This is a genomic window from Telluria sp. ZB4P34 (genome assembly GCF_059686055.1).
Genome location: NZ_JCASIF010000002.1, coordinates 394,481 through 412,578, shown reverse-complemented (window position 1 = coordinate 412,578; position 18,098 = coordinate 394,481). Strand labels below are relative to the sequence as shown.

At 55.2% G+C, this 18,098-nt stretch carries 16 protein-coding genes; 7 read left to right on the top strand and 9 right to left on the bottom strand.

Annotated elements, in window-relative coordinates; all coding sequences use genetic code 11:
• Positions 1-248 precede the first annotated feature (248 nt).
• The 3 genes from AC56KL_RS06355 to AC56KL_RS06345 all read right to left on the bottom strand — a co-directional run bounded on the left by AC56KL_RS06355 (position 249) and on the right by AC56KL_RS06345 (position 3,518).
• Positions 249-1,082, bottom strand: a complete 834-nt coding sequence (locus AC56KL_RS06355) for a GGDEF domain-containing protein (RefSeq protein WP_497179305.1) — start codon at positions 1,080-1,082, stop codon at positions 249-251.
• Between the two features lie 1,232 nt (positions 1,083-2,314).
• Positions 2,315-2,743: a protein tyrosine phosphatase family protein gene (locus tag AC56KL_RS06350; protein WP_497179304.1), complete on the bottom strand. Its 429-nt coding sequence runs from the start codon at positions 2,741-2,743 to the stop codon at positions 2,315-2,317.
• Positions 2,744-2,768: 25 nt separating this feature from the next.
• Entirely contained in the window at positions 2,769-3,518 is a 750-nt protein-coding gene (locus AC56KL_RS06345; protein ID WP_497179303.1) for an MBL fold metallo-hydrolase, read from the bottom strand.
• Between the two features lie 114 nt (positions 3,519-3,632).
• Between AC56KL_RS06345 and AC56KL_RS06340 the strand changes: the two genes are divergently transcribed.
• Genes AC56KL_RS06340 through AC56KL_RS06325 form a run of 4 tightly spaced genes read left to right on the top strand, consistent with a single transcriptional unit; the run spans position 3,633 to position 5,641 of the window.
• The gene (locus tag AC56KL_RS06340; protein ID WP_497179302.1) at positions 3,633-3,959 is read left to right on the top strand and encodes a metalloregulator ArsR/SmtB family transcription factor; all 327 of its coding nucleotides are present in this window, start codon (positions 3,633-3,635) and stop codon (positions 3,957-3,959) included.
• Positions 3,956-4,387: a YeeE/YedE family protein gene (locus AC56KL_RS06335; RefSeq protein ID WP_497179301.1), complete on the top strand. Its 432-nt coding sequence runs from the start codon at positions 3,956-3,958 to the stop codon at positions 4,385-4,387. Before AC56KL_RS06340 ends, AC56KL_RS06335 begins: the two co-directional genes overlap by 4 nt.
• A 10-nt stretch (positions 4,388-4,397) precedes the next feature.
• Complete coding sequence (locus AC56KL_RS06330) at positions 4,398-4,847, top strand: DUF6691 family protein (RefSeq protein ID WP_497179300.1); 450 nt, start codon at positions 4,398-4,400, stop codon at positions 4,845-4,847.
• Entirely contained in the window at positions 4,847-5,641 is a 795-nt protein-coding gene (locus tag AC56KL_RS06325) for a sulfite exporter TauE/SafE family protein (protein ID WP_497179299.1), read from the top strand. The genes AC56KL_RS06330 and AC56KL_RS06325 overlap by 1 nt, the downstream gene beginning before the upstream one ends.
• Before the next feature lie 127 nt (positions 5,642-5,768).
• Here AC56KL_RS06325 and AC56KL_RS06320 read toward each other — a convergent pair whose 3' ends face one another.
• On the bottom strand, positions 5,769-6,017 hold the full coding sequence (locus tag AC56KL_RS06320) for a helix-turn-helix domain-containing protein (RefSeq protein WP_497179298.1): 249 nt from the start codon (positions 6,015-6,017) through the stop codon (positions 5,769-5,771).
• Positions 6,018-6,242: 225 nt separating this feature from the next.
• On the opposite strand from AC56KL_RS06320, the gene AC56KL_RS06315 reads away from it, so the two are divergent.
• Both AC56KL_RS06315 and AC56KL_RS06310 read left to right on the top strand, forming a co-directional pair.
• Positions 6,243-6,884 (top strand): hypothetical protein, encoded by a 642-nt coding sequence (locus tag AC56KL_RS06315; protein ID WP_497179297.1) that lies wholly within the window; start codon positions 6,243-6,245, stop codon positions 6,882-6,884.
• Between the two features lie 490 nt (positions 6,885-7,374).
• Positions 7,375-7,851 (top strand): HAD domain-containing protein, encoded by a 477-nt coding sequence (locus AC56KL_RS06310; protein ID WP_497179296.1) that lies wholly within the window; start codon positions 7,375-7,377, stop codon positions 7,849-7,851.
• Positions 7,852-8,911: 1,060 nt separating this feature from the next.
• On the opposite strand, the gene AC56KL_RS06305 is transcribed toward AC56KL_RS06310, so the two are convergent.
• From AC56KL_RS06305 to AC56KL_RS06285, 5 genes are all read right to left on the bottom strand, one after another.
• The gene (locus AC56KL_RS06305) at positions 8,912-9,295 is read right to left on the bottom strand and encodes a response regulator (RefSeq protein WP_497179295.1); all 384 of its coding nucleotides are present in this window, start codon (positions 9,293-9,295) and stop codon (positions 8,912-8,914) included.
• A 323-nt stretch (positions 9,296-9,618) separates the two neighbouring features.
• Positions 9,619-12,753 (bottom strand): efflux RND transporter permease subunit, encoded by a 3,135-nt coding sequence (locus AC56KL_RS06300; protein ID WP_497179294.1) that lies wholly within the window; start codon positions 12,751-12,753, stop codon positions 9,619-9,621.
• The gene (locus AC56KL_RS06295) at positions 12,750-14,378 is read right to left on the bottom strand and encodes an efflux RND transporter periplasmic adaptor subunit (protein ID WP_497179293.1); all 1,629 of its coding nucleotides are present in this window, start codon (positions 14,376-14,378) and stop codon (positions 12,750-12,752) included. The genes AC56KL_RS06300 and AC56KL_RS06295 overlap by 4 nt, the downstream gene beginning before the upstream one ends.
• The gene (locus AC56KL_RS06290) at positions 14,371-15,690 is read right to left on the bottom strand and encodes a TolC family protein (RefSeq protein WP_497179292.1); all 1,320 of its coding nucleotides are present in this window, start codon (positions 15,688-15,690) and stop codon (positions 14,371-14,373) included. The genes AC56KL_RS06295 and AC56KL_RS06290 overlap by 8 nt, the downstream gene beginning before the upstream one ends.
• 69 nt (positions 15,691-15,759) lie before the next feature.
• Positions 15,760-16,059, bottom strand: a complete 300-nt coding sequence (locus tag AC56KL_RS06285; RefSeq protein WP_497179291.1) for a hypothetical protein — start codon at positions 16,057-16,059, stop codon at positions 15,760-15,762.
• Positions 16,060-16,495: 436 nt separating this feature from the next.
• On the opposite strand from AC56KL_RS06285, the gene cueR reads away from it, so the two are divergent.
• On the top strand, positions 16,496-16,915 hold the full coding sequence (gene cueR, locus AC56KL_RS06280; protein ID WP_497179290.1) for a Cu(I)-responsive transcriptional regulator: 420 nt from the start codon (positions 16,496-16,498) through the stop codon (positions 16,913-16,915).
• Positions 16,916-18,098: the final 1,183 nt, after the last annotated feature.

Sequence of the window (18,098 nt, the reverse complement as noted above, 5' to 3'; positions counted from 1 at the left end):
ACTAAGAAAACGCAGAATCCGGCTTCAACTGTCGCTCAGGAACTAAGAATTTTCAACAAATGTCGCCCAATCACTAAGAAAGTTTAGCGCGCACTTTCGTATGTGCACTGCAATGTCGCCATTTCTAGTCTGTCCACGGTGTTTGGACTGATGTAGGCACGCTCCGCAAAGCCGCTTCGTAGGAAGTTCGATACACGTACGTTTTCGCTAGGGCTTGTAGAAGCGTTACTCCGTCGCAGGTGAGGACGCTACAGGTGAAACTGAACTACGTTATCAAGGCTGCAGTCTGCTGGCACCGACGTAACCGCAGCTAGAGCGGTTTCCTTCCCCGGGTTAGGCAGGCTAGGCAAGTCAACTAGGTAGCCTTCTGGGGAGAAGTTCTGTTTAGTCGAGGTGACGAACTGATTCTTGCCTAGCTTTTTTGCCCTGTACATCAATTGGTCAGCAGCCTTGCACGCAAATCGGGACGTTATCGCGGAAGCCGGCTCGAGATAGTAGACACCGATACTGGCGCCAAGTGGACTCTCGAAAAGCTCGCCTACAGCTTCTGCGCGCTTAAGGAATCGTGTAAGGGCTGCCTCCAAATCCTCGCGAACGAATCGCGTCCCCACGATGACAGCAAATTCATCGCCACCGAACCGTGCAGGAGTACCTAGAGGCCCTAGCTCCACGTTCAGCCAATGCGCTACGTGTTTGAGTACGAGGTCGCCACCGTCGTGCCCCTGCACGTCGTTAATCTTCTTAAAGCCATCCAAATCGATGAAGACAACAGCACGTTCGTGCTCTGCAGAGATGGCACTCTCACAGACCTCATCCAGGAGTTCGTCGAAGCCAATTCGGTTTCGTAACTGCGTCAGCGAGTCAGTACGCATTTCGAAAGCAAGCGCGTCTGTTAAGCGGAAGAGATACAGCGGAAGCACGATAGTGGCAACAGCCAGCCCCAGACGGATAGGGGGATATTGTTCCCAGTAGGGCGAGTACATCAATGCGGCGCACGTCAACACTGAGCTGATTGTTGAGGAGAAAACAGCATAGGTTCTGCCATATCGAAGCCCGCTTCCAAAAGTCAGCAATACGGGCATCAGAACAAACGGTGCTGCTATCTCGCCCGTAAGGTAGAGCGTAGTTGCGAAGAGTGCTTGGTCTACCGACATAGTGAGAAAGCGTAGGGGAGCACCCCCAACCTTTGACCTTATGAGAAGCCAGGCCGAGACGGCGAAGACGAAGTGGATTGCCGCAAGCGTACACGCTGCTGAGTACTGCGGAGTTCCTCTAAATTGCTGACTAAAGTACAGGTAGACTGCGAAGACTAAACTCCAGCACATACGTGCGATAGCTTGGCCGTGTTCTGTAGCTAGCCCAGGTATCACGAAAAATCGCGCGGGCTTGAGCTTCCGTAAGTGGCGGAACGAAATCATAGCAAGGTAAAAAGTTTCTCTGAGTATATTGTCTCACGGCGATGGTTGGGATGCTACGAATACTAAGGGCATCTGTCGTCGTGCTGCTGTATCGCAATGGGGCCGATTTTCAAGACTGATGAAAAGCGCGAGTGCTGTGCCAGCATGACAAAGAGCCGCGTGTGGGAGCATTTGGGTAGCAGGTTTAAAGGCGCACCGCGTCTTAGACCTAGCATTGGTGCGACGGTAGTTGAGCCGGTACTGGGATGTCGCAGGAATAAAACCCCTCAAGCTACTGCTTCGGGGGCTTGAATCATTTTGAATAGTTCACTGTTGCGCTTGAGCCTCGGTTTGGCTACGTTCGTACGATGCTCTCCGTTCGTGACGGAGCATGGTTTCGTTCGCTCGTCTACGCAACTCCAGTTCGTCCGGGGGCGAAGAAGGTTCGCTAACTCTTGAGAAGTCTCCTTTGTAAATGCCGAATGCGATGATTGCGACCATAGGCGAGCAGATGATGATGACGGCCGCTAAGTCGATTAAGAAGTCTTGCATGTCTGTCCCTGTATTGTTGGCCTGACATGTATAGCGACACTTGAATGAGTTCGTTGGCCAAAAAGGTTCTTTTCTTTTCTAGGCCGGGAACGAGCAAAGAATGCGTTGACGTTGCCGTCACCTGGGCCACACTTGGACTTCTGTAAGAGACCTAAAGGTCATTAGCCGGAGCCGATTTGTCGCGGGCAGTGTGGCGAGAACACTGCCAAGCCATGAGCGGGAGAGGAAAAATGCTTAGTCGCCAAGCTGCTGTTCCTGTCAAAGGTGTCTGGGCGGTTGAATGGTAGGGGACCAGCAAAAGGTTCGCAGGCGGGGCTACCTTCCCGCCTGCGAGCCGCTCAGTAGGTGGCGTACCTACGCGAGGCTCATGGCTTTCGTTGCTCTTTTACGAACTGCACAAACGCATCTGAACCCTGAAGATTGAAGCCCATGGATGCAGCTTCCTCAAGCGTGCGCTCGGCAGTCCAACCCTGCTGTTTGGCTCGACTGAGGGCAAGCAAAAGAGCACCTCTTGCGCCGGTAGCGCAATGAACCAAATGTGGTCCGTTCGTCTGAGCAATGGCTCGCTCAAGGGCAGCAATTTGGTCTGTCGACAGAGCTGCTTTGTCGACTGGCACGTTCACATAATTGAGCTCGTGCATTCGCGCCAAGTTCGCATTCGGCGTTGCTGTCTCAGATGGCAAGCGTAGGTCAATCAAGGTCGCGATTCCTTGTCGCTTAGCTTCTACCAGGTCACCTTCGTTTAATTGAGGGCCCAAGAACACACCGTCCCCAATTTGATTGAAGTTTTTCATGTCGTTCTCCATGGTTGTAGTTCGCTCAGCCTTGGGGGCTAGCTGACATCTGCTGGCAATACTGGGCGAGGTTCTCGGGTAAGTTGGGTGGGCAAACACCGCATTGACGGTTGCCTGGCACAGCATAGTCGATGAACTTAGGGTACGGTAGGTTCAAGCCCGCCATGATGGTTTTGAATTCATCAAGAGTCCTGTCTCCTCCTAGTCTCGGGTTACGCGCCTTTTCCTGAGCGATGGATGAGACAAAACGCTCTTTGTAGTCATGCGCCGGATAGACCAAGGTTTCATCCGGAAGGGAGAATAATTTCTCACGCACGCTCTTATACAAAGCGTCTGCGCTACCGTTCTGGAAGTCTGTTCTGCCGCACCCGTCGATGAGCAACGCGTCACCTGTGAAGACTCTGCCTGTAGAGAGAAATGCAAAGTGGCCATCAGTATGGCCTGGGGTGTGTAAAGGGTGCAGGCTGATGCCGCCGACTTGAAAAGTTGTTCCCTCTTCGATGCCGAAGTCGACGCAAGGTAACCTGTCCCAAGCGGGAGCGGCGATTTTGCTGCCGACCGTGCGCTTCATTTCCAGCGCTGCCGTGACGTGGTCGGCGTGTATGTGAGTATCGACGGTGTAGGCCAGGGTCAAGCCGAGCTGACGCACCTCTGCCAAGTCGCGATGCATTGTTGCTATAACCGGGTCAATGAGGATGGCTTGGCCAGTAACTTCGTCACCAAGAAGATAAGTGTAGGTGCTCGACAGCGGCTCATAGAGTTGTCTGAATATCATGATGGCTCCTTGGATGGATATTGAACTGGAGGACAGTCGACATCAATATATCACAAAATATATTATGTTGTGATATAGTGTGTTCTGAAGCTTACCTCTCGAATGGATTCAAACATGGCGACACCAATGATTGACCTGGTCCAACTCCGTGCTGCAGCTGGGGCAGCGTGCAACCTCCTGAAGGTCCTGTCCAACCCAGACCGCTTACTCTTGCTGTGCCAGATGACACAGGGCGAGTTCGCTGTAGCCGAGCTTGAAGCCATGACTGGCATACGCCAACCAACGCTCTCGCAGCAATTAACAGTCCTGCGCGCTGAAGAGCTAGTGAGCACCCGCCGCGAAGGCAAGCAAATCTTCTACAGCATCGCAAGTGCCGAGGCGTTAGCTGTGCTGCAGGTGCTGTATCAACTGTACTGCCCCAAGACGGGAGAAGAAAAATGACAATCGACTGGACTCACTTTACGCCTTGGGCGTCGCTTGTCGGAGGCATCGTAATTGGACTCGCGAGCGCGTTGTTGTTGATACTTAACGGACGAATTGCCGGTATCAGCGGCATCGTCGGGGGACTCTTGCGTCCACAGCGAGGCGACATTTCTTGGCGCTTTGCCTTCGTCGCAGGCCTGGTGATTTCGCCGCTCATGTTTGCGCTTGTAGCGCAGCTGCCGTCGGTACAAATCGATGCAGGTTACTGGACTCTTATCGTTGCCGGCCTGCTCGTGGGCCTGGGTACCCGGTATGGCTCAGGTTGCACAAGCGGACACGGTATCTGCGGCCTTTCCCGACGGTCGCCTCGGTCATTAGCGGCAACTGTCGCGTTCATGTTCGCCGGTTTCGTTACCGTCTATGTAATTCGCCATTTGCTGGGATGAGGAGCTCAAGATGAAGGTAGTAAGTGCGTTGTTGGCTGGTTTGTTGTTTGGCTTGGGTCTGATTGCTTCGGGCATGACAGACCCATCTAAAGTCCTCGGTTTTTTAGACCTGGCGGGAGCATGGGACCCTTCGCTTGCTTTCGTGATGGGTGGGGCATTGCTAGTCGGTGCAATTGCCTTCCCCTTTGTGCTTGAGCGGCCGAAGTCAGTCCTGGGCAATGCCATTTCGCTCCCAACCTCTACGAAGATTGACCGCCGGCTAGTAATCGGCGGGCTCACCTTCGGTGTAGGCTGGGGCTTGGCGGGATTTTGTCCAGGACCTGTCTTGGCTTCACTTGCGTATGGAGGAGCCAAGCCTGCTGTGTTCTGCTTTGCGATGCTTACTGGTATGGCGATATTTGAAATATTGGAACGCGCTAAGTCCAAGGCTTCAGTGCGGGCTGGGCTGGAGCGGGGCTGATGACATTAACGGTGGCACTGGGGCTTCTTGTCGGCATCGTCATGGGACTAACGGGCGCGGGAGGAGGCATTCTGGCTGTCCCGATGCTGGTATTTGGTCTTCATCTAACAGTTAGCCAAGCAGGGCCTGTTGGGCTGCTTGCTGTGGGAACTGCGGCGGCCGTCGGGGCAATCGTTGGGTTGCGGACGAAGATTGTCCGTTATAGGGCCGCCATGCTAATCGCCGTTAGCGGCATCGTGTTGACGCCGCTTGGATTGTGGTTAGCTCACCGGTTAGATACGAAACTGCTGAGTATCATGTTTGCAGGGGTCCTGGTGTGGGTTGCCTACAATAGTCTCAAGGGCGCTGGCCAAAGCTCGGCGCAGACGCCGAGGAAGGATACGCATCATCCCTGCGTCCGTAGCGCTGAGAGTGGCCAGTTCATCTGGACTTCAAAATGTGCCCGTGCGCTTGTACTGTTCGGCGGCATCGCTGGCATCCTCTCTGGACTGCTCGGGGTCGGAGGCGGCTTCGTGATGGTGCCAGCATTGCAGCGCTACACCGACCTTGAAGCGCGGTCAGTCATTGCCACTTCGCTGGCGGTCATTGCGCTCATTTCCCTTGCTGGCGTGGCCACCAGCGTATCGACGGGAAATTTCGACTTAAGCATCGGATTGCCATTTGCCGCAGGCGCAGCTCTAGGAATGGGAGTTGGGTATGTGCTCTCATCCCGCTTGGCGCCGTCTCACCTGAGAGGTGCTTTCGCTTTCGTCTGCCTTGCCGTTGCAGTGGGCATGATTGCAAAATCGGTATAGACGTCCAAGTGAACGAATTGCTCTGGGGTCTCCGCCAGGTGCATCGGTTTCAAGTTCACCACAACCTCAGCACAACCTCAGGCAGTCCGTTAACTTTGTACTGCGATGGGCACCGAGGCTCGCCAGGTCACTCTTCGTCGACTTGCGCTTGTCCACCGAGTAGCTGGTGCACCTCGCACTGAAGAGCGTTCGCCAGACGCCTCAAGCTATCGATGGAGACGTTCTTCTGTTGTCTCTCGATTTGACTTACAAAAGTGCGATTCACGCCTGCGACGGTTGCGAGCTCTTCTTGTGACAGGTTTCTCAGTGCCCTGTACCGTTTGAGAGACTCTGAAAGTGTCGCGCGTACTTCCGCTTCGGTTTTAGGAGTGAACATATAGGCGTGAGGTTCCCTCAACAGTTCGCAGATGTCCACGCCCTATGAGGTCACAGCTTTTGAGGTCACATACTTTACGGTCACATGATTTGAGTCTATACTCAAGCCTGTGCCGCCAGCAGGCGCTTCGAACTTGGTCGTCAGCATCAAGTATTACTGATAGCTGCGGTTTGTATAGCACCTGCTTCCAGGTCTTCCTAGCCTTCCGCTCTTAGGGACAGATGTATGTCATCGCCGCTCTTTTTGTCTTCGTACGTGCTGTATAAGTCGGCTCTGACAGCCTTCCTGGATACCCCGGAAAGCGAGCGTTCAGAGCTTTCGGAGCGCGACGTCATGCGGGCCTACACTAGAGCTACGGCTGAGTTGACGAAGAGGGACGAAAACGAATTCATTGAGTTCGCGCAGCGTGTACTCCTGCTCCCAAGAAAAGCTCGCACAGCTGCGGCTGAGCGTGCACATCAGCAGTGGAAGCTTGACCGTGCGATTGTCACTGCAGGGGGGCGACTCGTCGACGATGGAACCCTCATTCGTGACGACGAGTTCCTCAGGAGGACCGGGATGAGTAAAAGAGCTCTGGTCGAAAAACTGGCTAGTCGTGAAATTTTCGAGATGCCCCAGGAGGTTCATTACTTGGGTGGGGACTCATACATCCCTGCCTTCTTTGCCGACCGTAGATTCGATGCCAAGGCCCTGTACGCGGTTTCGGCCTCTCTCGGCGCATGTAATGGTGTACAAAAGTTCCGGTTTTTTACGACAGCGGCCGAGTCGCTCGGCAATCGAACCCCTCTTGAGCTGATTGAGCTGCACGAATTTGAACCGCTTTTGAGTGCGGTGAAGGCGTTCCGCTCGACCCTTCGAAAGCGATAGCTCGCTTGGCTGCCTGTATCGGAGGCGACGATACGGAGCTGGTTCATCAATCGCCAAGTGCTGACAGCAAACCCTTGAAGGTGACGTCGTTGACAAGCCCAGACTACTCTATACCCGAAGATTTCCCCCGGCCGCAGATACATAGCTCAGTGGCAGGCTACCAGGCGAAGTTGCCTCTTGTTGCATCTGGCGGTCGCTTCTATCTCCCCGGATGTACGCCGCAAGAGTTATACAGTCGATGGGATATTTGCGAAGACTTGGCCCAGCAATTTGTCGTCAAGTCGAGGGAATGTAAGTTGGGCAAGAGGTCACACATGTCAGAGGAGGCAATCCTCGACCAATATTGCGTTCGCGCGATGAAAACCGGATGGGGTTCGGATGACGAGATGAAGTGGGTTATACGGCGCGCGGCGGCCATCTTGGGTTGGCCGGTACCTGCCTCGGCAGCCCAGGCCAACAATGAAAGCGACCGTGGCAATGGGAGTACGGCATGACCAAAATTTGCTACCTCGACTTCGATGGTGTCCTGCATTCAGACCAGGTCTACCTTAGCCGCGACTTCGGGATTCATATGCAAGCGAAGGGCCGAGCGCTGTTCGAGTGGGCGCCCATCCTTGATGATTTGCTAGCGCCACATCTTGATGTGTCCATTGTTCTGAGTACGACATGGGTTGCTGAGTTCGGATTCGATTACGCCCGAGATATGCTGCCGGCTGGTCTACAGCAGCGAGTCATTGGTTCGACTTACAGTCCTGAAAATTTGCGATATTTCGATGCTTGGCCTCGTGGCAGACAAGTTACGTCGGACGTTCAAATTCGACAACCTGATGGGTGGTTCGCGTTGGACGACGATTTATCTGGCTGGCCGGATTCGGCCAGCGGCCACTTTATTCAAACCGTAAGTGCGACGGGTATCGGTACGCTGGAAGTACAGGAAAGGATTCGGCGCATCTTGAACGCTTGGTGACCGATAAAGATACGGTTCCTTGTTGGAAGTCATGCGAAAACGTGTTCGGAAAGTCAGGCAGTATGCTGAAGAACAATGCACCCGTTGTGCCAAGTGGGCCTGGCGACCAGTCATGGCTACATGCCGCCGCAGACGCTAGCAGTAGCAGGGGAAGATGTCCCGCCAACGGATAGGGCTGGAGCCGCATTCCAAGCATTAAACGCATTACAACAGGTCCATTGCAAATGCTGGTGCCCTTACGACGTTCCTTTCTCAATCGTAGAGCAGAAGGTAAGAGCGCTCTTCCCACGCCCTGGGATAGGAAATCGAAAGGCTAAAAATAAGCTCTATACATCTTTCACACCGATTTCGACAGCCCGTCCAACCCCTCGGTGAGCTGAAATGAGGAACTTAATGGAAGACGTTTTAGATATTAGCCAACTCGCCATGCTCTTAGGCGATAGCGTGGACACAATTGAGCGGAACATGAAACGCAATCCGATACAAGTGCCACCACGAATGTATGTTCGCGGAAATCCATCGTTGCAAAAGTGGCGACTTGAGACTGTGGAGGCTTGGGTGCGCGGACGAGAAGCGGGGCGTAGTTCACCCACAGCGGCGTCGGGCAACGAATCACGACCCTAAACTGACGTCGTAAAGCTAGGCAGCATGTACGCGCAGACTGCCGTGCACCAGTAACAACGCACGTAGTACTGCGCGTCAGGTCTCACCGGACGGAGTGCAAAAACCTCCGTTAATCTGCGCGGTAAGCTGCGCGCTCCGCCATGCTGAAGAATCCGGCCGGTATCTCGGAAGTATCGCTGGGAGGACCAGATAAGGCTGCCGTCACACCCGCTCGCCTCTCTCCTCCGAATCCGCGCGCGAATGTGGCTAGCGACAGTTACAGGGCGGCTGACTACAGTATGCAGTAGCGCACGGCGACACTAAACGGAATCATGTTCCCCAACATCCCAGGTGAAAAGCTCCCTAAATCTGCGTGCGCGGGGCAGGCGTCGGCTACCGAACATCAACGCCACAGCCAACGTGTAACACAAGACTTCCGCTTTCTCCCCGGCCAAAGTCAGCGGTTACCATTGGACAAAGCTAGCACACCCATCAATTTCTCGATGCTCGCCGGCTTGGCGAAGTGGTGATGAAACCCTGCTGCCTTTGATTTTTTCCTGTCCTCCTCGGAGCCATAACCGGTTAGGGCAATAAACAGGGCAGTTGCACACTCCGGGCGCGTTAGCAGGTTCCGCGCCAGTTCATACCCATCCATGTCAGGTAGTCCGATGTCCAGTACGAATACATCAAACAGTTCACTTTGCGCTCGATTTAGGGCCTTTACAGGGTGATACTCGGTAGCGACCTGATAGCCTAAAGCCCTTAGGACGAGGCTCAGCAGGTCTGCCGCGTCGGCATTGTCATCGACTACAAGCGCGCGTTGCGTAGATGCTGCAGCCATTATTTCAAATCCTGTTGAGTTCCTTGAGGGCCTCGTCCGGCGAAGCTTGTATTTTAAAGTTGCTGTTTGCACGCCATCTGTAGTGTCTCAACCATCTCGCATTGACCTGGCATGCCTAACGACTTTGAACGTCTGAAGACAGCTTGTTTTCTCATATTTAACACTTTCCGTCTACTAAGACACGTTTGAGTGGCAAAAAAAAAACCACTCGATTGGTGATGCAGTCTAATTGAGTGAGTCGTTAGAAGTTCTTTAGCCCGTTTGAGGTCCATTTGAAGGGCTAAGGCCGTACCTTAGCCCTACCAACAGCGGACTGTGACGCTCTAACGGCTCGGAATCGCGCGCTCCTGCAGCAGACGCCACGCCGCCGGTATGACAAACAACGAGAGCAGTGGAGCGGTCAGCATGCCGCCCACCATTGGGGCAGCAATCCTCTGCATGACCTCTGACCCGGCGCCATCCCCGAACATGATTGGAAGCAGACCAGCAAGGATGACCGCGACCGTCATTGCTTTGGGACGTACTCGCAACAGGGTGCCCTCACGTATCGCATCCAGAATCAACTCGCGTGTCAGGGGCTGTCCTGCGTCCAGGCGAGCCTGAAGCGCATTGCGCAAGTAGACCTGCATCACGACGCCAAACTCTGCAGCAAGTCCTGCAAGAGCAATGAACCCAACCGCTGTTGCCACCGACACTGCATGCCCAAGAGCCCAAATAAACCAAAATCCTCCGACCAGGGCGAACGGCACGGTCAGCATAAGCAGCGCGGCTTCAGCAGTGGAGCGGAATGCCAGGTAGAGCAGCAGGAAGATGACCAGCAGGGTAAGTGGGACGACTGTCTTAAGCCGAGCGGCTGCACGTTCCATGTACTCGAACTGACCGGACCATCCCACCGCGTATCCGGGTGGGAGCTTTACCTTTTCCTGAACCTGTGCTTGCATGGCTCGGACTGCGGTCGATAGGTCCACCCCTCGGACATCCACATAGACCCATCCCGAAAGCCTGGCGTTCTCGCTACGTATCATTGGGGGGCCATCTGTCACAGACAGGACTGCTACGTCTCCAAGTTGGATTTGCGCGCCACGCTGCGTCACTATCGGCAGCTCTCGAAGCGACTGAACCGAGTTCCGGTAGTCTTGCGGGTAGCGCACGTTGATTGGGAATCGCTGGCGTCCGTCGACGACTTCGCCAATGTTCTCTCCACCGATTGCCGACGATACGATGGTTTGTATGTCAGAGACGCTCATACCGTACCTTGCGGCACGCAACCGGTCGATGTCGATGTCGATATAGCGACCTCCACTAAGCCGCTCAGCAAGGGCAGATGTGACGCCTGGCACAGTTTTTACGGCTGCCTCAATCTGAGTCGTAATTTTGTCGATTTGACTCAGGTCGGGCCCCGATACTTTGACGCCGACTGGAGTTTTGATGCCAGTTGAAAGCATGTCAATGCGATTGCGAATCGGCGGCACCCAAACATTCGACAGTCCTGGGACCTTTACGACCCTGTCCAGCTCTTCGACCAGCTTCTGAGGAGTCATATCCGACCGCCATTGGTCACGCGGTTTGAACTGGATGGTCGTCTCGAACATCTCCATCGGCGCTGGGTCGGTTGCCGACTCTGCACGACCAGCCTTACCAAATACAGTCGCCACCTCGGGAACCGTCTTGATGAGGCGGTCAGTCTGCTGGAGTAGCTCGCGCGCCTTCGCCGCGGAGAGCCCCGGCAGAGCTGTGGGCATGTACAGCAAGTCCCCTTCGTCCAACGGAGGTAAGAATTCGCCCCCTAGCTTAGAAATCGGGATTGCGGTCAGGGCCAACGCGAGCATCGCGATACCCAGAGTGGCGTAAGGATGTTTCAAACTAGCGTCCAGCAGTGGGCGGTAGCACTTGATAAGCAGTCGGTTGATAGGGTTCGATTCTTCACGAGGAATGCGGCCTCGGATGAGGTAGCCCATTAGGACTGGCACCAGTGTTATCGCAAGCGCTGCCGCGGCCGCCAGGGTGTACGTCTTCGTGTATGCAAGTGGCGCGAAGAGCTTACCTTCCTGGGCCTCGAGACCGAACACTGGAATGAACGAGAGCGTCACGATGAGTAGAGAGAAGAAGAGGGCAGGCCCGACTTCTACAGATGCCTTCGCGACGATGTCCCATCGGGTCTCGGCATCTAGTTCTTTATCTGGGTAGGAGTGCGCATATGCTTCGAGGTGCTTGTGTGCGTTCTCGATGAGGACTAACGCAGCGTCGGTCGCAGCTCCGACCGCGATAGCAATGCCCCCGAGAGACATGATGTTCGCGTTCACGCCCTGGTATCGCATAACGATGAAGGCGGCCAGAACCCCTAGCGGCAACGACACAACCGCGACGAGTGCACTCCTAATGTGAAACAGGAAGACTGCGCACACGATGGCGACCACAATAAACTCTTCGATGAGCTTGTCGCGCAGGTTCGCTACCGATGCCGAAATGAGCTTGGACCGGTCGTAGGTAGTCACAACTTCGACACCTTTGGGAAGTGAGGCTTGCAGTGTCACGAGCTTGGCTTTGACGGCCGCAATTGTGTCGAGAGCGTTTTTCCCTGACCTCATGATGACGACGCCGCCGGCGACCTCGCCGTCACCATTTAGCTCCGCTATTCCGCGGCGCATTTCTGGTCCGAGACGTACTGACGCCACGTCGCGAAGCAGGACCGGAGTCCCCGTCTCACTCGAACTGAGCACGATATTTCGGAAGTCCTCCAGCGTCCGCAAATAGCCGTGTGCGCGAACCATATATTCAGTCTCGGCCATCTCAATAACAGACCCGCCTGATTCTTCGTTCGCGCCTTGGACTGCCTCAAGCACTTTGGAGTGCGAAATCCCAAAGATGCGGAGCTTGTCTGGGTCGAGCACAATCTGATATTGACGAACCATGCCGCCAATGCTGGCAACCTCGGCAACGTCCTGGACCGTCTTGAGCTCGAACTTCAGGAACCAGTCGTTAAGTGCACGAAGCTGGCTAAGGTCATTTTTCCCAGTTCTGTCGACTAAGGCATACTCGAACACCCAGCCAACGCCTGTTCCGTCTGGCCCGAGCTCGGCTCGCACCCCTGCCGGAAGCTGGCTCTGCACCTGATTAACGTACTCAGTGACGCGCGAGCGCGCCCAGTAGAGGTCAGTGTCGTCGTCGAACAGGACGTAGACGAATGAGTCGCCGAAGAAAGAGTAGCCTCGGACCGTCTTAGCGCCGGGCACCGACAGGAGCGCTGTAGTTAAAGGGTAGGTAACCTGGTCTTCAACAAGCTGCGGCGCTTTCCCAGGATACTGGGCGCGAATGATGACCTGCGTGTCCGATAGGTCAGGAAGGGCGTCCAGCGATGTCGCACGAAGCGAGTAAACCCCCCATGCAGCCACGAGGACAGCGGCAATGAGAACCCATACTCGACCTGCGATTGATGCCCGTATGATGCGGGCAATCATGGCTTACCTCCGTGTGCCGCCACGACACTCTTGAGCTCATAACCATCTTCACCTTCGACGAACGAGAACTGGACGGTCTGGCCAACTTTAACTTCCTTGAACGAGGCGCGCCGTGGCTTCTTGAAATCCATAGTCATCGCCGGCCATTGGAGCGAAGCGATGGGGCCGTGGGACAGCGTTAGCGCTTCATCAGTAACTTGCTCGACTGTGCCAGTCCCCTGATGGGATGCAGGCGATTTCTGGGGCTGGGACGACGGCTTTGTAGCAGCGCCCTTGGTACTGTCAATTTGAGGCATTGAAGCATCTGCAGCCTTTGATGACGGCATTGGCATAGGCATAGGCATAGGAAGAGCCTCCTTCTGCGCCGCAGGCGTGGCCGCAGAATCCTGCGGCTGTATCGACTTCAGATTGGCCTCAGAATCAATCAGGAACTGACCCGATGCGACCACGCGCTGACCTTCACGCAATCCACTAAGGACTTCAGTCTCGTTTCCGATTTCTCGGCCTGGCGAGACAAGAACTGGACGCATGCTGTTGTTCTCGTCGGCCACATAAACGATAGAGCGTTTACCAGTAGCGATGATGGCTTCAGATGGGACGAGCAGACGCGATTCAGGCGCAGCTGCACTGAGCACCACGCGCATTAGCATCCCTGGAATAAGAGTTCCGTCTTTGTTGTCTAGCTCAAGACGCGCTTGGGCCGTTCGGGTGGCGGTACTGACTCCAGGAAGGATTGCTCCCACTTTTCCTCGGTAAGTACGCTGTGGGTCTCCAGCCGCTGTCGCGGTAACCTGCATGCCCACACGCGCAGAGCTAATCGACGTTTCCGGAACCTCAGCGAGCAACCACATCGTGTTCATGCCGACGACCTTTGCAATCGTCATTCCAGGCGTTACCTGGGCCCCTTCGCGAACGCCTAGCTCGGTAACGATGCCTGAAACCGGAGAAGCCAGCGATAGGTGGCTTTGCGCTCGCCCGGTGCGGTCCAGGTTTGCAACCATCGAATCAGGAATCGACAGTGCACGCATTCTTTGCCGCGCCGCTGCTGCCAGGCTTGTATCGCCGCTGCGCTTGAGCGCAAGGTACTCCTCCTGTGGAGCGAGCCAGTCTGGGACAAAGATGGATGCAATGGCTTGGCCTCGTTTAACCTCCTGCAGTGGCGAACGCACGTGCAGCTTGTCGATGAACCCTGTCACTCGACTCTGGACAACTTCGGCTTTGCTTTCGTCGAACTGCGTGCTGCCGACCAGTTCCAGTGATGCGGCTTGTTCTGCGCGTCGCACTGTCGCAAATCGGATGCCCAAGTTTTGTTGGAGCGATGGAGAGATTTTTACGCCGGCTGCCGCCCCACCTTCCTCGGCATACACCGGGACCAGCTGCATATCCATAAACGGGCTTTTGCCAGGCTTATCGAAGCGCTTACCAGGCACCATTGGGTCGTGCCAGTAGAGAACACGCTTCCCTGAGGCAGGGTCAACATTAGCTGCAGACGAGGCTGCAGGCCGAGTAGCGGCATCGGTGGCTACGTCAGCTGTGGTTTTCCTTGCACCAACCCAGTAGCCGCCGGACGCTAGCAGGGCTGCTCCAACGACGAGTAGCGCGGTCCGCGTTTTATTTTTATTCATTGTGCATTCCTCGGTTGGGTTGCCATCGCGTGTGGAACAACGTGTAGTTCGAGACTTGCCCAGACGAGGGCAGACTCCTGCTCCAAAGCGTTAATTTGAAGACGCCTTTCGAGCGACATGCGCTTGGCTCTGAAACTGCTGACAAGGTGCCGGTACCAGCGCGGTAGTCAGCGAGCGCAAGTTCAACTTGTTGATTTGCAGCTGGGAGGAGCTCTGCATTAAGTCGTGCGACGCGACCTTTGAGGCTGTCGAGCTGGGCTGATAGTGCTTGGATGGTCGACTGCATGTCTACCAGCGCCTCCTCGTACTCGAGCCTGGCCTTCGTCCCCAAGTCGGACTTTTCGGCGATGTCACGGTCCTGCCGCTGGGCCCGATTAATGTTCAGCGGAATTTTTACGCCGAATGAGAACATGTTCGAATACTGGCTGCTCCGTTGCGCAAAGCCGGCTTCGAACGACCAATTTGGGTTCCGGTCGCGTACTGCGACTGTCTTGTCTGCGTCAGCAAGGCTTACGGCGCGCCGCGCATTGAGAACGGTCGGGTGGTACCGCTCGAGGTCGGAGGCCGGCAGGGTTGGAACATGAGTAGTTAGCTCTGGCGCAGGCTCGGCTACTCCAGATATATCCGTGCGTGTCCATCGCCGTAAATTGATGCGTGCGGTTTCAAGCTCTTGCTCCGCTACCTGTATCGAGTCGCCGCTCAAGATGAGTTCAGTTTTGGCCTGCAGTACATCGCCTGCAGTAGCTTTAGCCCCTCGATGTGTCGCCCGTAGAGTCGCGAGGTCTTGTTCCATCTCCTGGGCAATGGACTGCGATAGTGCCAACGCCTTCTGCTTGTAAAAAACAGTGAGCCAAGCTTTGCCGGTCGCTTCTCTAACGGATGCAACCCGTTCTAAGTACAAGCCCTCATCGACCTCGACGGCGCGTTGCGCCCGCGTAGACCGCGCTTCACGCTTGTCTTTGGAGACCCACTCCTGCTCGATTCCTACACGGCGCATCGTCATGAAATCAGCGTTGGGACGGAATTTATCGGGCCCAGAGACTGGGAGGTTATCGAGGCCAACCATGAGCATCGGGTCAGGCAGTTGGTCAGCTCTAGCAGCTGCTTGCGAGCTGGCAGCGACCGAAGCCCGGGATGCCTTGGCAGCAGCGGAGACATTGGTGGCGAGACGCAGTGCCTCGTCAAAAGTCGGTTCTGTGGGACTGGCAATAACCAGGTTGGAGCTCAGACAAAGCAGAGCTAGTAGCAGCACGTGGCCTTTGCGCGCAGGCGCTCCCGGCACGGTTGTATATGGCGTGACAATAGAAAGCATGATTTCTCCTCGAATGAAAACGAGCCCCGTCAGCAGATGCTGGCGCGGCGGTTAAGCAATGGAGGAGAATTAAATTCGGATGCGGAGGGTGCGCAGGTACGGCGGGTCCGCGCCTAGTGTCGGAACTTCGACAGGGAACAGAGTGCGTGCCAATGTGTCTGGCTGTAAAAGCACGATGCGCACTAACACGGCAGGGGAGAGCGACGCCAGGGCTGGCGGTGCGTTATGGTGCTCAAGCGATACTTCGGTATCAGCGGAAAGCTCTGCGCAGTGCACAGGCTTTTCGATGTCCATACCTGCACACGGCATCCCCTCCATCTGCATGGCCACTACTTTCGTCGTCACTTCAGGGCACACGTACGAAGCCATGGCCATTCCTGCGCTAAGCACGGTAATGACCAAGAACAGGGCAACATGCCGAAAGAGTGACGGGAAAGAACGTCGCATCAAATGAATGAGTTAGCTAAAGATGAACTGTGTAGACATGGATTCTATCCCAGACTTTCAAAGTGTCCAGCGCTTTTCTTGACGACGCCTCGACCGCAGTAAGTGCTTGACCTTGCCACTGTTGGAAGGTCTATGCTTCGATTAGGGGATACCGCACTAGCAAATAAACGCCATCCCAAACGCAACTGCCGCGTTCGTAAGCCTTCGTGCACAACGTTGTTGGCATACCTTTGGCTGCATCGGGTTACCTCAACTCCGTCATTGCAGGAAGTGCAATGACATTCTCGAGCATATGCGCAGTAGTAGACACGCTGCTTCTTCGCCGGTGGAAGCCGGCCGTCGCTAAGGGAGGTAAATAATGAACATTGGACAAGCTGCCGACGCGTCCGGGGTAACCGCTAAGATGATTCGTTACTACGAAAGCATAGAGCTAATTACAACTGCGCATCGTACTGACTCAGGCTACCGTCAATACACCACGAACGACGTGCAAACCTTACGCTTCATCAAACGTTCTCGCGACCTGGGTTTTTCCATTGAGCGCATCAAGACTTTACTGAGCCTATGGCAGGACTGCAGCCGACATAGCGCTGACGTGAAGGAGCTTGCCCAGCGATACATCGCCGAGCTCGATGAGGACATTGTGAAGCTGCAGTCCATTCGAGACCAGTTGCACCATGTGGCCAACAATTGCCATGGCGATAGTCACCCGGACTGCCCAATTCTCGATGAGTTGGCGAACCGCATGTCTGTACCTAAGGGCAGTGCTTGCTCGTAGAGTAAGTCGGTCTACCAAGCGTTTGCCGAACTCGGATGTCCAAGCCGCGGCGCCCTCGGGCCTAAATAAGGTATTTAACAGTAACGCGACCAATAAGCGACAAGAAGGCTAAAACTGGTTTGTATACCGCTTTGTCGAAGGAGAGGGCTCGAAACCCCGCGGTCGACGAGGAACAAGAGCGCCAAGCGGGATACCATGGGTGCACACTGGGCAGCAGCTAGAGGTGAGGTAGGAGCGAGCAAATTCGCTTGAAGTCTGGCTGGAGTACCGGCGCATTTGCGCGAACCGGTATGCCCGGGCGAATTCAATTGCCCTCGGACGAAGATGCGAGCTTGCTTACCATTAGCAAGCAGGGGGCCTCTTTGCCCAGGGATGTAACTTCTTTAAAGAGTAAACAAGTTGACAGTAAGGTCTCGCCCTGTGTTGCCAATGGACGGTTTACTTGCTGCGATAGTGTCCGCGAACGTAGGTTCCGTCGCGTCGCGTGTACCCGCTAACGTGTGTCGTCTTGGGTCGCATGGTTGCTGAGCTAACGTCACCGTAGCAGGACCCATTCTCAGCGCAGGAAGGGCCGCTCGCGGCCGGCAACGTAGCTGATTCAACCGCGCCGGTGACCAGGGCAGCAGTTGACGTTCTAGTCTTGGTGGACGGGCTGTAAGGCTTTTCGTATGGAAGCTGTTGGCCATCGGTACGGTAGTAATCAACGGAGCGTGCTTGCAATGCGTTCGCAGTACGTCCAGGTGCCGTTGGCAGTGCCTCAGAAGCCCCTGCCGTATGAACACAGCTGCTGTACCCCTTCTGGCAGTTGTACGCGTTCCGACGATATGCAGAATCTTCGACGGTAGTGCGCTGGCTGTCCGAGAGAAGGCTGGTGTCGCAGGTGGAGTATCCGCTGTTACAGCTTCGGAAGTTGCGAGTAAGGCCAGATACCTCGACTTGTTTGCGCTGCACTGCTGTCAGGAGAGCCGTGTCGCATGCCGAATAGCCCTTGTCGCAATTCCTGAAATTTCGCTCTAAAGCCGAAACCGTAACCTTATCCCGCTGCTGCTGGGTCAGCAAAGACGGGTCGCAGGATGAATAGCCGCTATCACAGTTGCGGAAGTTTCGCTTTCGATGCGATTCGCTGACCTGAACTTGCTGCGACGGCGTTAATAGGGATTGGTCGCAACTGCTGTAACCGCTA